17 protein-coding genes and 1 tRNA gene are annotated in these 17,342 nt (G+C 65.8%); 17 read left to right on the top strand and 1 reads right to left on the bottom strand.

What is annotated here, in order from left to right:
* Nucleotides 1–127 precede the first annotated feature (127 nt).
* The 12 genes from AC5ZG5_RS10705 to AC5ZG5_RS10650 all read left to right on the top strand — a co-directional run bounded on the left by AC5ZG5_RS10705 (nt 128) and on the right by AC5ZG5_RS10650 (nt 11,803).
* Nucleotides 128–1,867 (top strand): ShlB/FhaC/HecB family hemolysin secretion/activation protein, encoded by a 1,740-nt coding sequence (locus tag AC5ZG5_RS10705; protein ID WP_456641812.1) that lies wholly within the window; start codon nt 128–130, stop codon nt 1,865–1,867.
* Nucleotides 1,867–3,891 carry a DUF2341 domain-containing protein gene (locus AC5ZG5_RS10700; protein WP_456641811.1) on the top strand — a complete coding sequence of 675 codons (2,025 nt, stop codon included), beginning with the start codon at nt 1,867–1,869 and terminating at the stop codon, nt 3,889–3,891. The genes AC5ZG5_RS10705 and AC5ZG5_RS10700 overlap by 1 nt, the downstream gene beginning before the upstream one ends.
* 6 nt (nt 3,892–3,897) lie before the next feature.
* A complete protein-coding gene (locus tag AC5ZG5_RS10695) occupies nt 3,898–4,302 on the top strand; it encodes an ExbD/TolR family protein (protein WP_027584694.1) in 405 nt (134 codons plus the stop codon).
* Nucleotides 4,303–4,469: 167 nt separating this feature from the next.
* Nucleotides 4,470–4,802, top strand: coding sequence for a hypothetical protein (locus AC5ZG5_RS10690; RefSeq protein ID WP_456641810.1), 333 nt, complete (start codon nt 4,470–4,472; stop codon nt 4,800–4,802).
* Nucleotides 4,799–5,524 (top strand): TonB C-terminal domain-containing protein, encoded by a 726-nt coding sequence (locus AC5ZG5_RS10685; RefSeq protein ID WP_456641809.1) that lies wholly within the window; start codon nt 4,799–4,801, stop codon nt 5,522–5,524. Before AC5ZG5_RS10690 ends, AC5ZG5_RS10685 begins: the two co-directional genes overlap by 4 nt.
* Nucleotides 5,525–5,571: 47 nt before the next feature.
* A complete protein-coding gene (locus tag AC5ZG5_RS10680) occupies nt 5,572–7,449 on the top strand; it encodes a putative porin (RefSeq protein WP_456641808.1) in 1,878 nt (625 codons plus the stop codon).
* A gap of 2 nt (nt 7,450–7,451) precedes the next feature.
* Entirely contained in the window at nt 7,452–8,051 is a 600-nt protein-coding gene (locus AC5ZG5_RS10675; protein WP_456641807.1) for a hypothetical protein, read from the top strand.
* Nucleotides 8,048–9,103, top strand: a complete 1,056-nt coding sequence (locus AC5ZG5_RS10670) for a peptidylprolyl isomerase (RefSeq protein ID WP_456641806.1) — start codon at nt 8,048–8,050, stop codon at nt 9,101–9,103. The genes AC5ZG5_RS10675 and AC5ZG5_RS10670 overlap by 4 nt, the downstream gene beginning before the upstream one ends.
* Nucleotides 9,104–9,120: 17 nt before the next feature.
* Nucleotides 9,121–9,864, top strand: a complete 744-nt coding sequence (locus tag AC5ZG5_RS10665) for a hypothetical protein (protein WP_456641805.1) — start codon at nt 9,121–9,123, stop codon at nt 9,862–9,864.
* A gap of 113 nt (nt 9,865–9,977) precedes the next feature.
* Entirely contained in the window at nt 9,978–10,514 is a 537-nt protein-coding gene (locus AC5ZG5_RS10660) for a YbjN domain-containing protein (RefSeq protein WP_456641804.1), read from the top strand.
* A 51-nt stretch (nt 10,515–10,565) separates the two neighbouring features.
* The gene (locus AC5ZG5_RS10655) at nt 10,566–11,012 is read left to right on the top strand and encodes a hypothetical protein (RefSeq protein WP_456641803.1); all 447 of its coding nucleotides are present in this window, start codon (nt 10,566–10,568) and stop codon (nt 11,010–11,012) included.
* Between the two features lie 35 nt (nt 11,013–11,047).
* Entirely contained in the window at nt 11,048–11,803 is a 756-nt protein-coding gene (locus AC5ZG5_RS10650) for a lytic transglycosylase domain-containing protein (protein WP_456641855.1), read from the top strand.
* Nucleotides 11,804–11,908: 105 nt separating this feature from the next.
* Here AC5ZG5_RS10650 and AC5ZG5_RS10645 read toward each other — a convergent pair.
* A tRNA-Gln gene (locus AC5ZG5_RS10645) sits at nt 11,909–11,982 on the bottom strand.
* 544 nt (nt 11,983–12,526) lie between these two features.
* On the opposite strand from AC5ZG5_RS10645, the gene AC5ZG5_RS10640 reads away from it, so the two are divergent.
* The 5 genes from AC5ZG5_RS10640 (at nt 12,527) to AC5ZG5_RS10620 (ending at nt 17,292) form a co-directional block, all read left to right on the top strand.
* The gene (locus AC5ZG5_RS10640) at nt 12,527–13,780 is read left to right on the top strand and encodes an ABC transporter substrate-binding protein (protein WP_456641802.1); all 1,254 of its coding nucleotides are present in this window, start codon (nt 12,527–12,529) and stop codon (nt 13,778–13,780) included.
* 183 nt (nt 13,781–13,963) lie between these two features.
* Nucleotides 13,964–14,827: a branched-chain amino acid ABC transporter permease gene (locus tag AC5ZG5_RS10635; protein WP_130227785.1), complete on the top strand. Its 864-nt coding sequence runs from the start codon at nt 13,964–13,966 to the stop codon at nt 14,825–14,827.
* Nucleotides 14,827–15,822, top strand: coding sequence for a branched-chain amino acid ABC transporter permease (locus AC5ZG5_RS10630; RefSeq protein ID WP_456641801.1), 996 nt, complete (start codon nt 14,827–14,829; stop codon nt 15,820–15,822). Before AC5ZG5_RS10635 ends, AC5ZG5_RS10630 begins: the two co-directional genes overlap by 1 nt.
* Entirely contained in the window at nt 15,812–16,579 is a 768-nt protein-coding gene (locus AC5ZG5_RS10625; protein WP_456641800.1) for an ABC transporter ATP-binding protein, read from the top strand. The genes AC5ZG5_RS10630 and AC5ZG5_RS10625 overlap by 11 nt, the downstream gene beginning before the upstream one ends.
* Nucleotides 16,576–17,292 carry an ABC transporter ATP-binding protein gene (locus tag AC5ZG5_RS10620; protein WP_456641799.1) on the top strand — a complete coding sequence of 239 codons (717 nt, stop codon included), beginning with the start codon at nt 16,576–16,578 and terminating at the stop codon, nt 17,290–17,292. The genes AC5ZG5_RS10625 and AC5ZG5_RS10620 overlap by 4 nt, the downstream gene beginning before the upstream one ends.
* Nucleotides 17,293–17,342 lie beyond the last annotated feature (50 nt).

Raw genomic sequence — 17,342 nt, 5'->3', positions numbered from 1 at the left:
CGCGCAAAAATTTCTTAAGACTTTGATTCAGTCTCGTTCCGGCTCGATCGTCTGTTGAAGTGAGGCACCATGAACGCGGCATTCCGCCGTGTCGTCATGTGCGTGCCCAGGAGACGAGCGAGCACCCGTGCAATCTGAGATCGGTTACAAGCGTGGCGGACGTGCGTCCGCCCGAACGGTGTTGCTCGGCCTGAGACCTGTCGTGTCGGTGATCGCCGGCGGTCTTTGCGCGCTGACGTGGGGTGAGGCAGGCGCGGCGCCGCAAAGGGCGCAGCAGCCGGCGAATGCATCCACGGCGCAGCAGCCCGCGAATGCGGACAATGCGGCGGCGCCGGCGCAACGCTTCGACATCGATGATTTCGCGGTGCAGGGCGCCGACAAGCTGCCGCAGATCGAGATCGAGGAGGCGATCTATCCGTTCCTCGGGCCGAACAAGAGCGCCGACGACGTCGAGAAGGCGCGCACGGCGCTGGAGAAGGCCTATCGCGACAAGGGCTTTCAGACCGTGAGCGTGTCGGTGCCGACGCAGAATGCGCTGCGCGGAGTCGTCATTCTCAAGGTGGCGGAGATGAAGGTCGGGCGGCTGCGGGTCAAGAATTCGCGTTACTTCGACATCGAGCAGATCAAGGACCGGGCGGCCTCGCTGAAAGAGGGCACGCTGCCGAATTTCAACGATGTCACCAAGGACATCGTCGCGCTCAACCAATGGCCGGACCGGCGGGTCACGCCCGCGCTGCGCGCTGGCGTCGCGCCGGGCACGGTGGATGTCGACCTCAACATCGAGGACAAGGCGCCGCTCCACGGCACCGTCGAGGTCAACAACGCCAACTCGCCGAACACCACGCCGGCCCGCCTCATCGCCACCGTGCACTACGACAATCTGTGGCAGCTCGGGCATTCCGCCAGCTTCACCTATCAGGTGGCGCCGCAGCGGCCGGGCGATGCCGAGGTGTTCTCGGGGTCGTATCTGGCGCGGATTCCCGACGTCGAATGGCTGAGCTTTTTGCTCTACGGCGTGAAGTCGAGCAGCAACGTCGCCACCGTCGGCGGCACCAACATCGTCGGCCCCGGCGAGATCATCGGCGGCCGCGCGGTGATGACCTTGCCGGGCCGGGAGAACTTCTTCCAGACGCTGTCGGTCGGGGTCGACTACAAGCACTTCGACCAGACCGTGGGATTGGGCACCGACAGCTTCGCCTCGCCGGTGACCTATTATCCGGTGGTCGCCAGCTACGGCGCGACGTTCCAGAACGAGACCTTCACCACCCAGTTCAACGCCGGCATCACCTACAGCCTGCGGCCGTTCGGCAGCGACTGGACCGAGTTCGACGTCAAGCGCTATTACGCCTCGCCGAGCTTCACCCATTTCAACGTCGACGTCGCGCACACCCAGGAATTGCCGGAGAATTTCCAGCTATGGGGCAAGGTGCAGGCCCAGGTCGCCGACGGCCCTCTGGTGTCGAGCGAGCAGCTCAGCGCCGGCGGCCTCAACACCGTGCGCGGCTATCTGGAATCCGAGGTGCTCGGCGATGACGGCGTGATCGGCAATCTCGAGCTCCGCAGCCCGGACCTCGGCGCGATGCTGCAGAAGGAGATGAAGGACGAGACCGGCCAGGGCGCGCCGCGTTTCACCACCTTCAACGAGTGGCGGCTGTTCGCCTTTGCCGACGCCGCGCATGTCAGCATCCAGAAGCCGCTGCCGGATCAGCAGTCGGCGTTCAACCTGTGGAGCTACGGCGTCGGCACCCGCTTCAAGGTGTTCAACGCCTTCAATGGCATGTTCGCGCTGTCCGTTCCGATGGTCAGCCAAACCTATACGCGCGCGGGCGACCCGCGCTTCAACGTTCGGCTCTGGGGTGAATTCTGATGATGATGGGATGGGACAAGATGCGGGCCATGGGGAGCGGTGCGAGGCGCGCGGCCGCGAACGCGGCGGCGATGCTGTTGCTGGCCGTGGTGGCGGTGCTGGCGCTGGCGGCGCCGGCGAACGCCTGGTGGAACGATGAGTGGCAGCTGCGCAAGAAGATCACGATCGATGCCAGCGCCGCCGGGGCCAACATCACCGACCCGATCGGATCGACGCCGGTGCTGGTGCGGCTGCACACCGGCAACTTCCGCTTCGCCTCCGCCAAGGACGACGGCTCCGACCTCAGGTTCGTCGCCGGCGATGACAAGACGCCGCTGAAGTATCACGTCGAGAAATATGACGGGCTGCTCAGCGAGGCGCTGCTCTGGGTCGCGGTGCCGAACCTGCAGCCGGGGGCCAAGGCCGAGATCTGGCTCTACTACGGCAACAAGAAGGCGCTGGCCGCGGCCGACGCCAAGGCGACCTACGACCCCGACACGCTGCTGGTCTATCACTTCAACGAGCGCGGCACGCCGTCGCTGGATTCCTCGGTGTGGGCCAACAACGCCCAGAGCGTCGGCCAGCCGGCGGAAGGCGCGCTCATCGGCAATGGCGTGCGGCTGACCGGGCAGAACCCGGTGACGCTGCCGGCCTCGCCGTCGCTGACGCAGGCAGCCGGTGGCGCGTTCACCTGGTCGGCGTGGATCAAGCCGGCGGCGGCGCAGCCGAACGCGGCGCTCTACAGCCGCCGCGATGCGGCGGCCGGCAATGCGCTGGTGATCGGCCTCGACAATGGCGCGCCGTTCGTCGAGGTGACGACGGCCGGCGCCGCGCAGCGCAGCGGCACCGGGGCGCCGGTCGCAGCTAGCACCTGGCATCATCTGGCGGTGGTCGCGAGCAACGGCCAGGTGACCTTGATGCTGGACGGCACTCCTTACGCGTCGGTCGCCGCCGCGTTGCCGGCGCTGAACACGGTGGCCCTGATCGGAGGTGACACGTCTGCAACCTCCAGTGCAACTCCGGTCGCCCAGGCCGCCCCGTCCGCAGCTTCGCAGTCCCCTGCTGCGACCGCTGCGGACGGCAGCGCGGCTCCGGCTGCGGACGATGCGGCCGCTGCGGCGCCGGTTGCGGTCCCGGCGATGGCGGGCTTTGCCGGCGACGTCGACGAATTGCAGATCGCGAAGATCGCGCGGCCGGCCGGCTTCATCAAGTTCGCCGCGGTTGGGCAGGGGCCCGACCAGGCCAAGCTGATCGCCTTCAGCGTCGATGAGGAAACCGGCAGCTGGCTGTCGGGCTACTTCGCGGTGATCCTGAAGTCGGTCACGCTCGACGGCTGGGTGGTGATCGGCCTGTTGGTGATCATGGCGGCCTTGAGCTGGGTGGTGATGGTCGACCGCTCCGGCTATCTGAACCGCCAGGCCAAGGCCAACGCGGTGTTCATGAAGCACTTCCGCGCGGTCGCCGACGATCTCACCATCCTCGACCGCGGCGAGGATGCCGACGTCGCCACCCTCGGCGGCCGGCTGACGGCGGCCGATGCCAAGGCGATGAAGGCCTCCTCGCTCTATCGCATCTATCACATCGGCGCGGAGGAGATCCGCCACCGCTTCCGGAATGGCGCCGCCCCGGTGCTGTCCGGCGCCTCGATCGCGGCGATCCGCGCCGCGCTCGACAGCGGCGTGGTCAAGGAGATCCAGCGGCTGAACCGGCTGATGGTGATCCTGACCATCGCGATCTCCGGCGGTCCGTTCCTCGGCCTGCTCGGCACCGTGGTCGGCGTCATGATCACCTTCGCGGCGATCGCGGCCTCCGGCGACGTCAACGTCAACGCGATCGCGCCCGGCATCGCGGCGGCGCTGGTCGCCACCGTGGCCGGCCTCGGCGTCGCGATCCCGGCGCTGTTCGGCTACAACTACCTGATCTCCAAGATCAAGGACCTGACCAGCGACATCCAGGTCTTCGTCGACGAGTTCGTGACCAAGATGGCGGAGTTCTACTCCGCCGACCGGCCGGACCCGACCCTGCACCGCATGGCCGCGGAGTAAACGGCGATGCAGCTGCAGAGTGACTCCAAGCCGTATGACGACATCAACATCACCCCGATGTTGGACCTCGCCTACGTGCTGCTGGTGATCTTCATCATCATGACGACGGCGACCGTGCAGGGCCAGAAGGTCAACCTGCCGAAGGCCTCGGCCGCGCCGTCGCTGGCGACGCAGACCACCAAGGCGATCACGGTCGCCAACGACGGCAAGATCTTCCTCGACACCATTCCGGTGACCCTGCCCGAGCTCGAGCAGCGGCTGGTGCAGCAGAAGGCGCTGACGCCGGAGTTCCCCGTGGTGCTGCGCGGCGACGCGCAGGCCCAGTACCAAAGCGTGATGGACGTGCTCGACCTCTTGGGCCGCATCGGCCTTAACCAGGTTGGACTCGCCACCAAACCGCTCGTGAAGTGATGCGATCGTCGATCCCGGTGCCAACGCCTCTTCCTCACACGCCCATTCGGCGCAAACGCGCCTATGAGCGTGCGCTCGATGCGCTGCAGCGAGCGCTCGTCCGGCTGCGGCTGGTCGGGCCGGCTCTCGATAACCTTGCCTCCGATGCCGCGAAGGGAGGGGATTGCGTGAGTTCTGTCGTTCTGCCGTTTCCCATTCGGGGCGAAGCGCTTCTGGTCAAGCTGGCGAACGAGCTCCGCGGCCGCGTCACGGCCGGAGAGCTGGAGGATGATCCGTTTCTGGCGACGATCTCGCGCGGCCGTCGGGCGCGTCTGTCGATCGACCGCGACGCCTATGTCGAGTTCAACGCCGAAGACGAGACCTTTCATCTCAAGATAGATGCCTCGCCCGTACTAGCGCTGACGCTGGAGACGAAAGAGTTCACAAGGCTCGTTGAATTCGTCTTTCAGTATTTCGCTGAGCGTGATCGCGGTCTGCGGCAGGTCGAGGTTGTATCGTGAGCAAGCTTCGGGACGATTGGAATCTGCCGGACGAGCCGTCAGATCGTCAGCGCTCTATATTCCGCAGCCCCGGGATGCGCTACGGCGCGGCGCTTGTGGTGATCGCCTTGCTGTTCGGCGGGGCAGGCTACTGGCTGTTCGGCGGGGACGATCTGCCGCCGCCGCGACAGGTCCGCGAGATCACGATCGTCAACATCACGCCGCCACCTCCGCCGCCACCGCCACCTCCGCCGCCCGAGCAGAAGATGATCGAGCAGCCGAAGATGGCCGAACCGGAGTTCAAGGAAGAAAAGCCCATCGAGAAGCCGCAGGACGAGCCGGTCAAGGACGCCAAGAACGACGAGCCGCCGGGGCCGCTGTCGCTTGACGCGCAGGCGACCGGACCGGGCGATCTCTTCAATCTCGGCGGCAGTCCTTACGGCGGTGGGGGCGGCGGTGGCAGCCGTTGGGGCTGGTACGCCTCGATGGTGCAGGCGCAGATCGAATCCGCGCTGCGCGCCAACAACAGGACGCGCAGGGCGGTGATGGAGGTGCAAATCCGCCTGTGGGCCGACAGCACCGGCCGCATCAACCGGGTTCAGCTCGTGCCGTCGACCGGCGATGCCGAACTCGACGCGCTGATACGTAACGACATTCTCGGCAGTCTGACGCTGCGCGAACCGCCGCCGAAAGACATGCCGATGCCGATGGTGACGCGCGTGACCGCGCGTCGGCCGAGCTAACGCGACGTTTGTCAAACACAACGGACTACAAGAGGACTGGGGACAAAATGTTTGAGATTAATCCAGGTGCACGCCGGCGCACGCTGCTGCTCGCTGTCTCGCTGGCTGCGCTGTCCTGCGTGGCGCCAGCACTTGGCCAGCCCGCGGACGAGGCCGGTGCGCCTGAGAAGAAGGTGGAGTCCAAGCGGCCGAAAGTGTCGGATGCCAAGCCGACCTCGCCGAATACGACGGTCAACCTTCTCAACCTCATGGTGAAGCGCAAGCTGCTGAGCGAGGATGAGGCGCAGTCGCTGATCAAGCAGGCCGAGGACGAAGCCTATGTGTCGCGCCAGGCCTCCAAGGACGCCACCAGCAAGGCGGATGAAGCCGCGAAGGCAGCGACCGCGGCCGCGGCTGCCGCCAATCCGCCCGGCACCCGGCACGTCACCTATGTGCCGGAGATCGTGAAGCGGCAATTGCGCGAGGACATCAAGAAGGAAGTGATGGCAAAGGCCGAGAAGGAGAACTGGGCCTCGCCGGGCGCGTATCCGGAATGGGCGCAGCGCATCCGCTTCTACGGCGACGTGCGCGCTCGTTATATGGGCAGCTTCTTCCCGACCGGCAACGATCCGGGGCTGATCAACTTCAACGCGATCAACTCAGGCTCGCCTTACAATCTGGGACCAGACAACCTCAACCAAATCCCGACGTACAACACCTATCAGAACCGCAACCAGGTGCGGCTGCGCGCCCGCCTCGGCATGGACGCCGACCTCACCAACGGCTTCGCGGCGGGCCTGCGGATCGCGACCGGCGAGAGCAACTCGCCGGTCTCGACCAACCAGACGCTGGGCGGCAGCGGCTCGAATTTCTCCAAATATTCGATCTGGCTCGATCGGGGCTTCCTGAAGTATCAGCTCCCGAACCAGGACGTGGTGGCGCAGGTCGGGCGTTTCGACAATCCGTTCTGGTCGCCGACCGATCTGGTCTGGTACCGCGAACTCGGCTTCGACGGCTTCGCCGTGCAGGCCAAGCAGGAGGTAATTCCGACCATTACGGCGTTCGGCGTCCTGGGCGCGTTTCCGATCTTCAATACCGACTTCAACGCGGGTACCAACGCGTCTTACGAGAATGGTGGTGGAAAGCTTCCGAGCCACGACAAATGGTTGTTCGGCGCCCAAGGCGGCTTTGCCGCACGGTTCGACCCGGTCTCTGAGTTCCGCTTCGGCGTGGCCTATTACGATTTCGAGAACGTGCAGGGGCAGCTCTCCGAGACTTGCTTTGTCGGCTCGAGTTCGGATAGCTGCAGCTCGGATCTGTCGCGGCCGCTGTTTGCCCAGAAGGGCAACACCTACATGATGTTGCGCAACATCTACAGCGACGTCCACAATAATTTGGGCCAGAACCTTCAGTTTCAGTATTTCGGATTGGTCCAGAAATTCCGCCCGGTGGTCGCCAGCGCCTCGCTCGACCTCGGCGAATTCCATCCGTTCCACATCGTGCTCGACGGCGAATTTGTCTGGAACTCAGCGTTCAATCGCGCGCTGACGATCCCCGGCACCGGGCTTGCGCCTGTGTCCAACGTCCCCGGCATCGCCATCAACAACCGCGCTGGTACCGCGAGCGGGTCGGTGCTTGGCCCGTTCAACGGCGGCGACATGGGCTGGATGACGCGCGTCACCGTCGGCAACAAGGAGATCAAGCACTTGGCCGACTGGAACGTGCATGTCGGCTACAAATACCTGGAGTCGGACGCGACGCTCGATGCCTTCGCCGATTCCGATTTCGGGCTCGGCGGCACCAACCTCAAGGGTTACTTCCTCGGCGCCAATGTCGGCCTCAGCGAGAACGTGTGGGCGTCGATGCGCTGGCTGAGCGCCAACAGCATCGCCGGCTCGCCCTATGCCGTCGACGTCCTCTTGGTCGATCTCAACGCAAAGTTCTGATCATGAAGATACGCATCCTCACCTTCCTCACGGTCGCCGTCGCGGTGTGTTCGCATCTCGAACCCGCCCACGCCGATGCCGAGACCGATCGGCTGCGCGAAGCCCTGCGCAGCGCCACCCTGCAGACCCGGCAACTGGAGGACCAGCGGACGGCGCTGCAGGCCAAGCTGGCGGACGCCGAGCGCGACAAGGCCGCGGCCAAAGCCCAGGTCGACGCCGCCAAGGCGCAGGTCCGCCAGACCGAGAAGCAGCATCGCGAGGCCGTCGACGAGTTCAACAAGCGCCTCGCCGAGCGCGACGAGACGCTGGAGAAATGGAAGTCGGCCTATGAAGAGGCGGCCAATGTCGCGCGCGACAAGGACGCCGCGCGGGCCAAGTTCGAGGGCGAGGCCAACGCCTACAAGGCCGCGACCAAGGGCTGCGTCGCCAAGAACGACCAGATGCTGAAGGCCGGCCGCGAGCTGTTGAAGCAGTACAAGCGCGTCACGATCGGCGACACCGTCGTCGCGCATGAGCCGATGCTGGGGCTGCGTCGGGTGGAAATCCAGAACAACATCCAGGACAGCGGCGACAAGATCCTCGACCAGAAGGCAGAACAATGAACATCTCCTCCCTCCGCGGTGCACCCCTGATGCGATCCTTCCGTGTGTCGATGATGGCGACGGCGCTGGCCGCGCTCCCGCTGGCCGCCGCCGCCCAGACGGCCCCGCCGGCGCCGCAGCGTCCGGTGCAGGCCGTCGCCAAGCCGAAGCCCGTGGCCCCCGCCGCCGCGGCTCCGCAGCCGGCGGCGACGACGCAGGGCGCGGCCACCGCCAAATCCGGCGCCGGTGACGACGTGATCGCCCGGGTCGGCAGCACCAACATCTCGGCCGACCAGATCCGGGCTTATGTCGCCGCGCTCGGGCCGCGCGAGCGCGCCGCGTTCGGGCAGGATCCGAACCTGCTCAGCCAGGCGGTGCGCTTGATGCTCGCCAACCGCCTGGTGCTACAGGAGGTCGCGGCCAAGAAGTGGGACCAGCAGCCGGCCATCGCCGAGCAGCTCGACCGGGTGCGCGAGAGCGCGGTCGCCGAGCTCTATCTGCAGCAGGTCTCGACCCCGCCGGCGAGCTTTCCGAGCGAGGACGACCTGCAGAAGGTCTATGACGCCAACCGCGCCTCGTTCCTGATGCCGCGGCAGTTCGAGCTGGCGCAGATCTTCGTGCCGCTGGCCAAGGACGCCGACAAGGCGGCCGAGGACAAGGCGAAGAAGACTGTCGAGGACATCCAGCGCAAGCTGAAGGCCCCCGGCGCCGACTTCGCCGCGCTCGCCAACGAGACCGGCGAGGTCAAGAATGGCGGCGAGCTTGGCTGGCTGGCGGAGACCCAGATTCGGCCGGAAATCCGCACCCAGGTGATGGCGCTCGCCAAGAACGCGATCGCCGAGCCGATCAAGCTCGACGACGGCTGGCACATCATCAAACTCACCGACACCAAGGCGTCCTACACAAGGACCTTGCCGGAGGTGCGCGAGGTGCTGGTGCAGCAGATGCGCAGCGAGCGGGCGGCGATGCTGCGGCGGGCCTACCTCGCCGAGCTGCTGAAGCAGAATCCGCCCGTCATCAACGAGCTCGCGCTCTCCAGCCTGATCGGCGGCCCGACGCCGGCGGCGCGGTAGCCTGTGCGATGGCTGCCGTGCCGCCCATCGCCGAACCGGCGCCGGACTGGAGGCTGACCACCGGTCGGCTGCGGACGCTGCTTGCGATGTGCGGCTATCGCGGCGCCGTGCTCGCGACCTGGCGGCGGCATGTGCTGCCGGCCGGGTGCCGGGTCTGCCTGCAGTTCGGCGATCAGCTCGCGCGCGACGGCGACGGCCTGACCCGTGTGGTGATCCGCTGCAGCCTGGAGCTCAACGGCCATGACGCGCGCATCGGCGAGGTGACCTATTGGCAGATCCGCAAGGTGGTGCCGGCCACGGTCGAGGGGCAGCGCGTCCATTTCGAGCTCGAAACCGATCTGTTGCTCGGCAGCATGATCCGGTTTGACGATGTGCTGACGCAGGGCGCGGAGATGCTGCGCCATCTGCGGCTGCTGATCGCGGATGCGCGGCTGACGCTGGCGCATCTGCCGGTCAACGACCGGCTTGGCGAGGAGGCCCGTGCGCCGGTGCTGCGGATCGAGGCCCGCTTCGCCGCCGACCTCGCTGCCGGCCGCTCCGGTCTTGTGGTGCCCGATCCGCAAGACGCCGGCGGGCCGGCCACAGCATCGTTCCGCACCACGACGCGCCATGTCGGCCTCGGCCTCGCCGCCTGCGACTGCCTGACCGACCAGGTGCTGCCCGACCTGGCGCAGGCGGCGCGCGCCCTGATCGCGCAGCAGCGCGCGCTGGGGACGGCGCAATGGCCATCCCAGGTGCTGCCCGCAAGCGCCGCCTTTTGATGCCGATGACGCAACGATTGTCGTCGGAACACTGCAACGTCTGCAACACACGCCGGCAGCATTCCGCTGCCATTTGACGATCCGCTCACCCACAACCTGTTACGGAGTTTTCCATGTCCGACGCCACGATCACCAAACTGACGCTCGACAGCCTGCGCGAACTGTTTCAGCTCGCCGGCTATCGCGTCGAGACCCTGACCGACCCGGTCGCCAACATCTCCTACCTGCGCTCCGGGACCAATGGGCTTGCGTTCGACGTCCGTCCCGGAAACCGGATCGCCGGCGACGAGCAGAGCTTCATCGACGTCGCCCTCATCGCCGTGTTGCAGGTGCAGGGCGAACTGCCGCTTGACCTGGTCAATCGCTGGAATGCGACCCGCCGGTTCGCGCGCCTGCAGCTCAGCCCGCCGTTCCTCGCTCTGTCGCTCGATTTCTCGGTGGCGGGCGGCGTGACGCAGAACAATCTGCGGGCGCAGATCGAAATCTGGGATCACCTGGTGCAGCAGCTCGTGGCCTATCTGCGCGAAGAACTGGCCAATCTGGCAAAGACCAAGGCGCCGAATACGCCGGCTGCGGGCGCGGCTGTGCAGGCGCCGGCGGCGGATCGCGACCGCGTCGCCGAGGCTGACGTGCCCCACACGGTTCAGTAACCGCGCCAGATGCGGATGAAGGCCGTTATTCATACCGGCGGAAGCCGCATCTTGTGGCGACGACGGGGCGCGCGCTGGCTCGGCGCGCTTGCCGTCTTGCTCGGGGCCAAGCTGATCTCGGTCAAGGCCGCAACCGACGTGGATGGCAGGCTGAACGCGGCCCCAGCGCCGGCGGCCTGGCGGGACTTCGCCAAGCGCCTGCAGCTTCGATTGCAGGAGCGCTTGGCGACGGAATCGACGCCGGCGCTCCGCTTCCATGACGCAGTCGCAAGGCGCGCCTCCGATGCCAGGGCGGCGTCCCCGTCGATTATCGTGCGCGTATGGGTGATGCCCGATGGCAAAGTCCAGCGCATTGAGTTGGAAGGCCTCGACGACGACGCCTCGCATGATCTGTCCACGCTTCTGATCGGCGATGGCGTCGGCAGCACGCCGCTCGATATGCCGCAGCCGCTGCGCATGCGGCTCTCGTTGCGTCCGAAGACACGCGTGGAGGATTGAACGTGCCGGCACCGGCATCGCAGCGATGGCGCGGCTTGGTGGCGGCGATGGCGGTACTATCCGCCGCGTTCATGACGGCTGCCGGCCGGGCGGAGCCAGCCGCGAACGATGCGAGTTTCGCCATCCGTTACGCCGCGATCGAGATGCCTGCGGACACGGCTCCCGCACCGGGCCCGCCGTCTGCCGGACCGCTGGCTGGTGCTTCAGCTCCGGCCAAGCCCCAATCGCCGATGAACCGCAGCGACGCGCTGGCCTACTACCGCGCGCTGATCGAGAAGGAGGCCGGGCGGCAAGGACTGGCGCCGGCCATTGCCGAGGCGGTGATGGCGGTGGAGAGCGGTTACAACCCCGGCGCAATCGGCGGTGTCGGCGAAATCGGGTTGATGCAGATCCTGCCGTCGACGGCGCGCATGTTGGGCTTCACGGGAAGCAATGCCGAGCTCGCGATGCCCGAAAACAACATCCGTTACGGGGTGACCTACCTTGCGCAGGCATGGCGTCTTGCCGGCGGCGACCTTTGCAGAGCGACGATGAAATATCGCGCGGGCCACGGGGAGACGCGCTTCTCCCATCTCTCGGTCAATTACTGCCTCGCGGTCCGCGCCAAGCTCTTCGCGCGCGGATTTCCCGTCACCGGCAGCGTCCCGGTGGCAACCTTCGGCAAGCCGGCGGGGGTAGGCGGCGGCTGCGGAAAGAAATGTCTTGGCACAGCCGGCATCGGCCGCGTCGATCTCGCAGGGCTCAATACGAGGCTCAGCACACTCGTGATGCAGGTGCGCGGCGGGAGGTGAGGGGTGCTGGGCATGGATGGCGTTGGAGCGACAGCGCTATGAGCCGTCCATAGACCGCGGTGAAAAGCCGGTTTCAGATCAAGCTGTTGGTGGGATTGCCTAGTCTGGCTGGGGAACCTGGATTCGAACCAAGACAAACAGAGTCAGAGTCTGTTGTGCTACCGTTACACCATTCCCCAAGAATTGCTCAACGGCATCAATAGCTTAAGTCTATAGCCGGGGCAACTGCCGGCGGGCGGGATCATGGCAAATCGTCGCCTCGCTGCGAGGTCCTTCTACTGTTCGGTCAGGGCCTTGGCAAGCAGGTATGGCGCGTGTTTCCGGGCAAAATGCGGCCGGCCGCAGGTAGGGATCGGCGCAGCGGTTGATTTCGATGCTTCCTTGATTCTTGAAGCGAGGCGGCCGTCGCCATCGGCGGCAACCCTGTAACGACAGCGCTCGGTCACGCCTAACGCGGCGTCACACCCGCAGTGACGTGCCCACCTCACGCTCGAATGCGCACGCCGCACGTGCAGCGCTGAATTGCCTGGCGTTGAAGCAGCGATAGCGCGATCGGCTCGCGTGATGCGCATGCGGACTCGCGCCTGGCTTGGCTTGCCGAGGTCGGGGTGCCATGCGATGCTGGTGTACCAAGAAAATTGGGGGCGGGGGCTGCAACGGCTCGTGCGCTTCCCATGCATAAAAAGTCCGGCATCGGGCAAGGGATAGTGGAGACGTTCGAAGATGAGATTTTCACATGTCATCGGGCTGTTTTCGGCTGCCGTCATGTCGGCCGCGCTGGTGGGCAATGCCGCGGCCCAAAGCAAGACCGTCAAGATCGGCGGCATCTTCCCGATGAGCGGCAATGCGGCGAGCATCGGCGTTCACGTCAAGCATGCGTTCGATGTCGCGCTCGACATCATCAACAACCCCCATCCCGAGCTCGGCAACTTCCCGCTCGCCAAGAATGGCGGCCTCGCAGGTCTCGGCGGGGCCAAGGTCGAGATCGTCTACGCCGATAACCAGGGCAGCCCCGCGACCGGGCAAAACCAGGCGCTGCGGCTGATCACGGAAGAGAAGGTGGTGGCGCTGACCGGCGCCTATCAGTCCGGCATCACGCTGACCGCGAGCGCGATTGCCGAGAAATACAACATCCCCTTCGTCAACGGCGAGTCGGTGGCGCCGAACCTCACCGAACGCGGCTTCAAATGGTTCTTCCGCGTCACGCCGATCGCGACCGATTTCGCGCGGGTCTATTACGAATTCCTCAACGACATGAAGGCTGCCGGCGCCAAGACCGACAATATCGCGATCCTCCACGACAACACCGAATACGGCGCTTCCGTCGCCAACACCCTCACCACGGCGTTCAAGGAGAAGGGTATCGCGGTTGCGCTCGACGTCGCCTATGCCACCAACGCGACCGACGTGCAGGGCCAGGTGCTGCAGCTCAAGGAGAAGAAGCCCGACGTCGTCATCGCGATCTCCTATACGTCGGATGCGATCCTGTTCGCCAAAACGATGCAGGCGCTCGATTACAAGCCGCCGATGCTGCTCGCCGACGACTCCGGCTATTCCGACCCGTCCTTCATCAAGGCGGTCGGCAAGATCTCGCAAGGCGTCTTCAACCGCTCGTCCTGGAGCGTCGGTCCCGCGGGCTCGCCGACCGCGATCATCGCCAAGATGTACAAGGACAAGAGCGGCGATGACATGGACGACACCGTCGCGCGCCAGATGCAGGCGCTGTTCGTGCTGTGCGAAGCGATCGACCGCGCCGGCTCGACGGAACCGGCCAAGATCCAGGCCGCGTTGAAGGCGACCGACCTCAAGCCCGATCAGATCATGATGGGCTACAAGGGCGTCAAGTTCGACGACAAGGGCCAGAACATCCTGGCGTCCGGCCTCATCATCCAGCTCCAGGACGGCGAGAACTACGTCTCGGTCTGGCCGAAGGCGAGCGCCGAGAAGACGCCGATCATGCCCTACAAGGGCTGGTGATGAATTTCTTCACCTCTCCCATCGGGAGAGGTCGATTTGCGCAAGCAAATCGGGTGAGGGGTTACGCTCTGTCGATAGACCTGATGCCCCCACCCGGCGCTTCGCGCCGACCTCTCCCGACGGGAGAGGTGGTCAGGGGGTTGACGGCCAAATGATTCAACCAAGAACAATACGCGCACATCCATGACCTTCACGCTTGTTCAAGTGATCGTCGGCGGCCTCTTGCTGGGAGCTGTCTACGCGCTGTTCTCCTCCGGGCTGACGCTGGTCTGGGGCATGATGAACGTGGTCAACTTCGCCCATGGCGATTTCGTCATGCTCGGCATGTACGTCGCGTTCGTCGTCTACACGCTGCTCGGCGGCGGGCCGCTCATCGGCGCGCCGCTCGCGACGCTGTTGCTCGCCACCCTCGGCGTCATCGTCTATTTCGGCCTGATCCGCGACATCATGAAGGGGCCGATGCTGGCGCAGATCCTCGGCACCTTCGGGCTGGCGCTATTGCTCCGCTATTCGGTGTTCTGGTGGTTTGGCGCAAACTTCCTGTCACTGCCGGAAAACCTCGTCGGCGGCACCTTCGACATCTTCGGCATCCGCATCCAGGCCTCGCGCCTGCTGGCCGGCGTGGTCGCGCTGGTGGTGACACTCGCCCTGCATCTTCTGCTGACGCGCACCACGCTCGGCTCGCGGATGCTGGCGGTCGCGGAGGATGCGACGGCCGCGCAGCTCATGGGCATCCGGCCCGACAGCATGCAGGCGATCGCCTGGGCGATCGCGGCCGGCGCCACCGGCCTTGCCGGCGCGCTGATCGCAACCTTCTTCTACATCGTGCCGACGGTCGGCGAGACGCTCGGCATCGTCGCCTTCGTCACGGTCTCGCTCGGCGGCTTCGGCAGCGTGCCCGGCGCGCTGATCGCGGGGCTGCTGATCGGCGTGATCGAGTCGCTATCGGGCTATCTGATCGGCGCCGTTTACAAGGACATCGTGGTGTACTCGCTGTTCCTCGGCTTCCTCTGGTTCAGGCCACAGGGCCTGATGGGCAAGACGTGATGCGGCGCACGCTCTGGCTCCTGATCGCGCTTGCGCTGGTGGTCGCTTATCCGCTGGTGTTCACGACGCCGTTCCAGCAACGGCTCGGCGCGCTGGTCCTGCTCTATGCGATCGCAGCCTCGGCGTGGAACATCGTCGGCGGCTACGCCGGCCAGATTTCGGTCGGCCACGTCGTGTTCTTCGGCTGCGGGGCCTACGCCGCGATGGGCGCGTATACGCATTTCGCGCTGTCGCCTCTGGTCGGAATTCCCGCCGGCATCGTCTTTGCCGTGCTGATCGCGGCCGTGATCGGCCGGCCGACGCTGCGGCTGTCGGGCCACTATTTCAGCATGGCGACGATCGCGGTCGCCGAGCTCGCGCGGCTGATCGTTACCAACACCGAATATCTCGGCGCCGCCGTCGGCCTGAGCGGCCCGACCGTGCCGCGCAACGTGTTCGATCTCTCCTTCATCTCCGCGCTGCCCTATTACTATCTGTTCCTGGCGGTCCTGATCATCACGCTCGGCATCACCTGGTGGATGACGCGCAGCAGGATGGGTTTCTATCTGCGCGCGATCAAGGATTCCGAGCGCGCGGCGCGTTCGCTGGGCGCGCCTGCGAGCCGCATCAAACTTTACGCCTACATGCTGAGCGCAGGGCTCACCAGCGTCGCCGGCGCGCTCTATGCGATGATGTTCGGCTTCGTCGATCCGGAGTCCGGGCTCGGCATCCTGATCTCGGTGAAGATCCTGATCATGGCGGCGCTCGGCGGCGCCGGACTATTGTTCGGCCCATTCGTCGGCGCTGCAATCCTGGTGCCGCTCGAGGAAATCTCCAACAGCCTCTTGGGCGGCAAGGGCGCCGGCCTGACTTTCGTCGTCTATGGCGCCATCATCGTGCTGATCGCGCGTTTCCAACCCGGCGGCATCCTGGCGCTGATCAATCGTCTCTGGGCGAAGCGGCGGGCCAAGCCGATGGATGAAAGCATCGCGCAAGAGGCCGGCCATGCTTCTTGAAGCGCGCGGGGTCACCAAGGCTTTTGGCAGCTTCAAGGCGGTCGATGCGGCCAGCGTCACGCTGGGGCAGGGCGATATCCTCGGCCTGATCGGGCCGAATGGCGCCGGCAAATCCACCTTCTTCAATTGCCTCACCGGCGATCTCGCGCTGACATCGGGCCAAGTGCTGTTCGAGAACCACGACATCACGCAGCTGTCGCCGGAGGCGCGCGCACGGCTCGGCTTGGCCCGCACCTTCCAGGTGCCGCAGACCTTCGAGGGCATGACGGTGCTGGAGAACGTGATGATCGGCGCCTTCCTGCGCACGCCGCATCGCCTCGAGGCCGAGACCAAAGCCCGCTCAGTGCTGGAGCAGGTCGGCATGATGCGGCTTGCGGATGCGCCGGCGCGCTCGCTCGGCACGCCCGGCCGCAAGCGGCTGGAGATCGCGCGGGCGCTTGCAACCGAACCCAAAGTGCTCCTGCTCGACGAGGCGATGGCAGGGCTGACGCAGCGCGAGGTGCAGCTTGCGATCGAGCTGGTGCGCGATATCCATCGCTCCGGCATCACGCTCGTGATCGTCGAGCACATCATGGAAGTGATCATGTCGCTGGCGAGCCGGGTGATGGTGTTCCACCAGGGCAAGGAGATCGCGCGCGGCAGCCCGCGCGAGGTGACGTCCAACCCGGCCGTCATCGCGGCCTATCTCGGCACCCGCGCCGCCAAGGCTGCCGCCGGCCACACCCCGATCGAGTTGATGGGCGGGCCGGCGACATGACCGGGCCGATCTTGAGCCTCGAACATCTCGAAGTGCGCTACGGCGACCTGATCGGCGTCTCCGACGTCTCGCTGGAAGTGCCCGCGGGCAGCGTGGTCGCGCTGCTCGGCTCAAACGGCGGCGGCAAGACCACGACGCTGAACGCGATCGCTGGCCTGATCCCGGTGCATGCCGGCAGCATCCACTTCAACGGCGAGGCGATCGCAGGCCAGAGCGCGTTCGCGATCGTGCGCAAGGGCCTTGCTTTGTCGCCGGAAGGCTGGCGGCTGTTCGTGCAGCAGAGCGTCGAGAACAACCTTCTGCTTGGCGCCACGCCGCTGCAAGACAAGACGCGCATCAGGACGTTGCTGGAGCGCGTCTATGAGATCTTCCCGCGCTTGAAGGAGCGCCGCAGCCAGCGCGCCGGCACCATGTCCGGCGGCGAACGGCAGATGCTCGCCGTCGCCCGCGCGCTGATGAGCGATCCGAAACTTCTGATGCTGGATGAGCCGTCGCTCGGCTTGGCGCCGGCCGTGGTGGAGTCGATGTACGAGACGTTCGGCCGGCTGCACCGCGAGGGGCTGACGATCCTGCTTGCGGAGCAATCGATCGAGCTCGCGCTGGAAGTTTCCGACTTCGCCACCGTGCTGCAGGTGGGCAGGAGCGTGCTGTCAGGCACGGCCGCGTCGCTGGCGCAGGACCCGCAGGTGCAGAAGGCATATCTCGGCGGCTGATGCGACCTTGTAGGATGGGTAGAGCGAAGCGAAACCCATCATCTTCTTCG

This window comes from Bradyrhizobium sp. Ses1 (assembly GCF_059512365.1).
The sequence above is the reverse complement of the archived record's forward strand: the minus strand, read 5'-3'. Positions and strand labels throughout refer to the sequence as shown.

Bases quoted from the DNA above. Each gene is read 5' to 3' on its own strand.
- AC5ZG5_RS10620 (WP_456641799.1), top strand. From the start codon at position 16,576: ATGACCGGGCCGATCTTGAGCCTCGAACATCTCGAAGTGCGCTACGGC.
- AC5ZG5_RS10660 (WP_456641804.1), top strand. From the start codon at position 9,978: ATGTCCGACGCCACGATCACCAAACTGACGCTCGACAGCCTGCGCGAA.
- AC5ZG5_RS10695 (WP_027584694.1), top strand. From the start codon at position 3,898: ATGCAGCTGCAGAGTGACTCCAAGCCGTATGACGACATCAACATCACC.
- AC5ZG5_RS10635 (WP_130227785.1), top strand. From the start codon at position 13,964: ATGACCTTCACGCTTGTTCAAGTGATCGTCGGCGGCCTCTTGCTGGGA.
- AC5ZG5_RS10625 (WP_456641800.1), top strand. From the start codon at position 15,812: ATGCTTCTTGAAGCGCGCGGGGTCACCAAGGCTTTTGGCAGCTTCAAG.
- AC5ZG5_RS10680 (WP_456641808.1), top strand. From the start codon at position 5,572: ATGTTTGAGATTAATCCAGGTGCACGCCGGCGCACGCTGCTGCTCGCT.
- AC5ZG5_RS10670 (WP_456641806.1), top strand. From the start codon at position 8,048: ATGAACATCTCCTCCCTCCGCGGTGCACCCCTGATGCGATCCTTCCGT.
- AC5ZG5_RS10630 (WP_456641801.1), top strand. From the start codon at position 14,827: ATGCGGCGCACGCTCTGGCTCCTGATCGCGCTTGCGCTGGTGGTCGCT.
- AC5ZG5_RS10675 (WP_456641807.1), top strand. From the start codon at position 7,452: ATGAAGATACGCATCCTCACCTTCCTCACGGTCGCCGTCGCGGTGTGT.
- AC5ZG5_RS10640 (WP_456641802.1), top strand. From the start codon at position 12,527: ATGAGATTTTCACATGTCATCGGGCTGTTTTCGGCTGCCGTCATGTCG.
- AC5ZG5_RS10700 (WP_456641811.1), top strand. From the start codon at position 1,867: ATGATGATGGGATGGGACAAGATGCGGGCCATGGGGAGCGGTGCGAGG.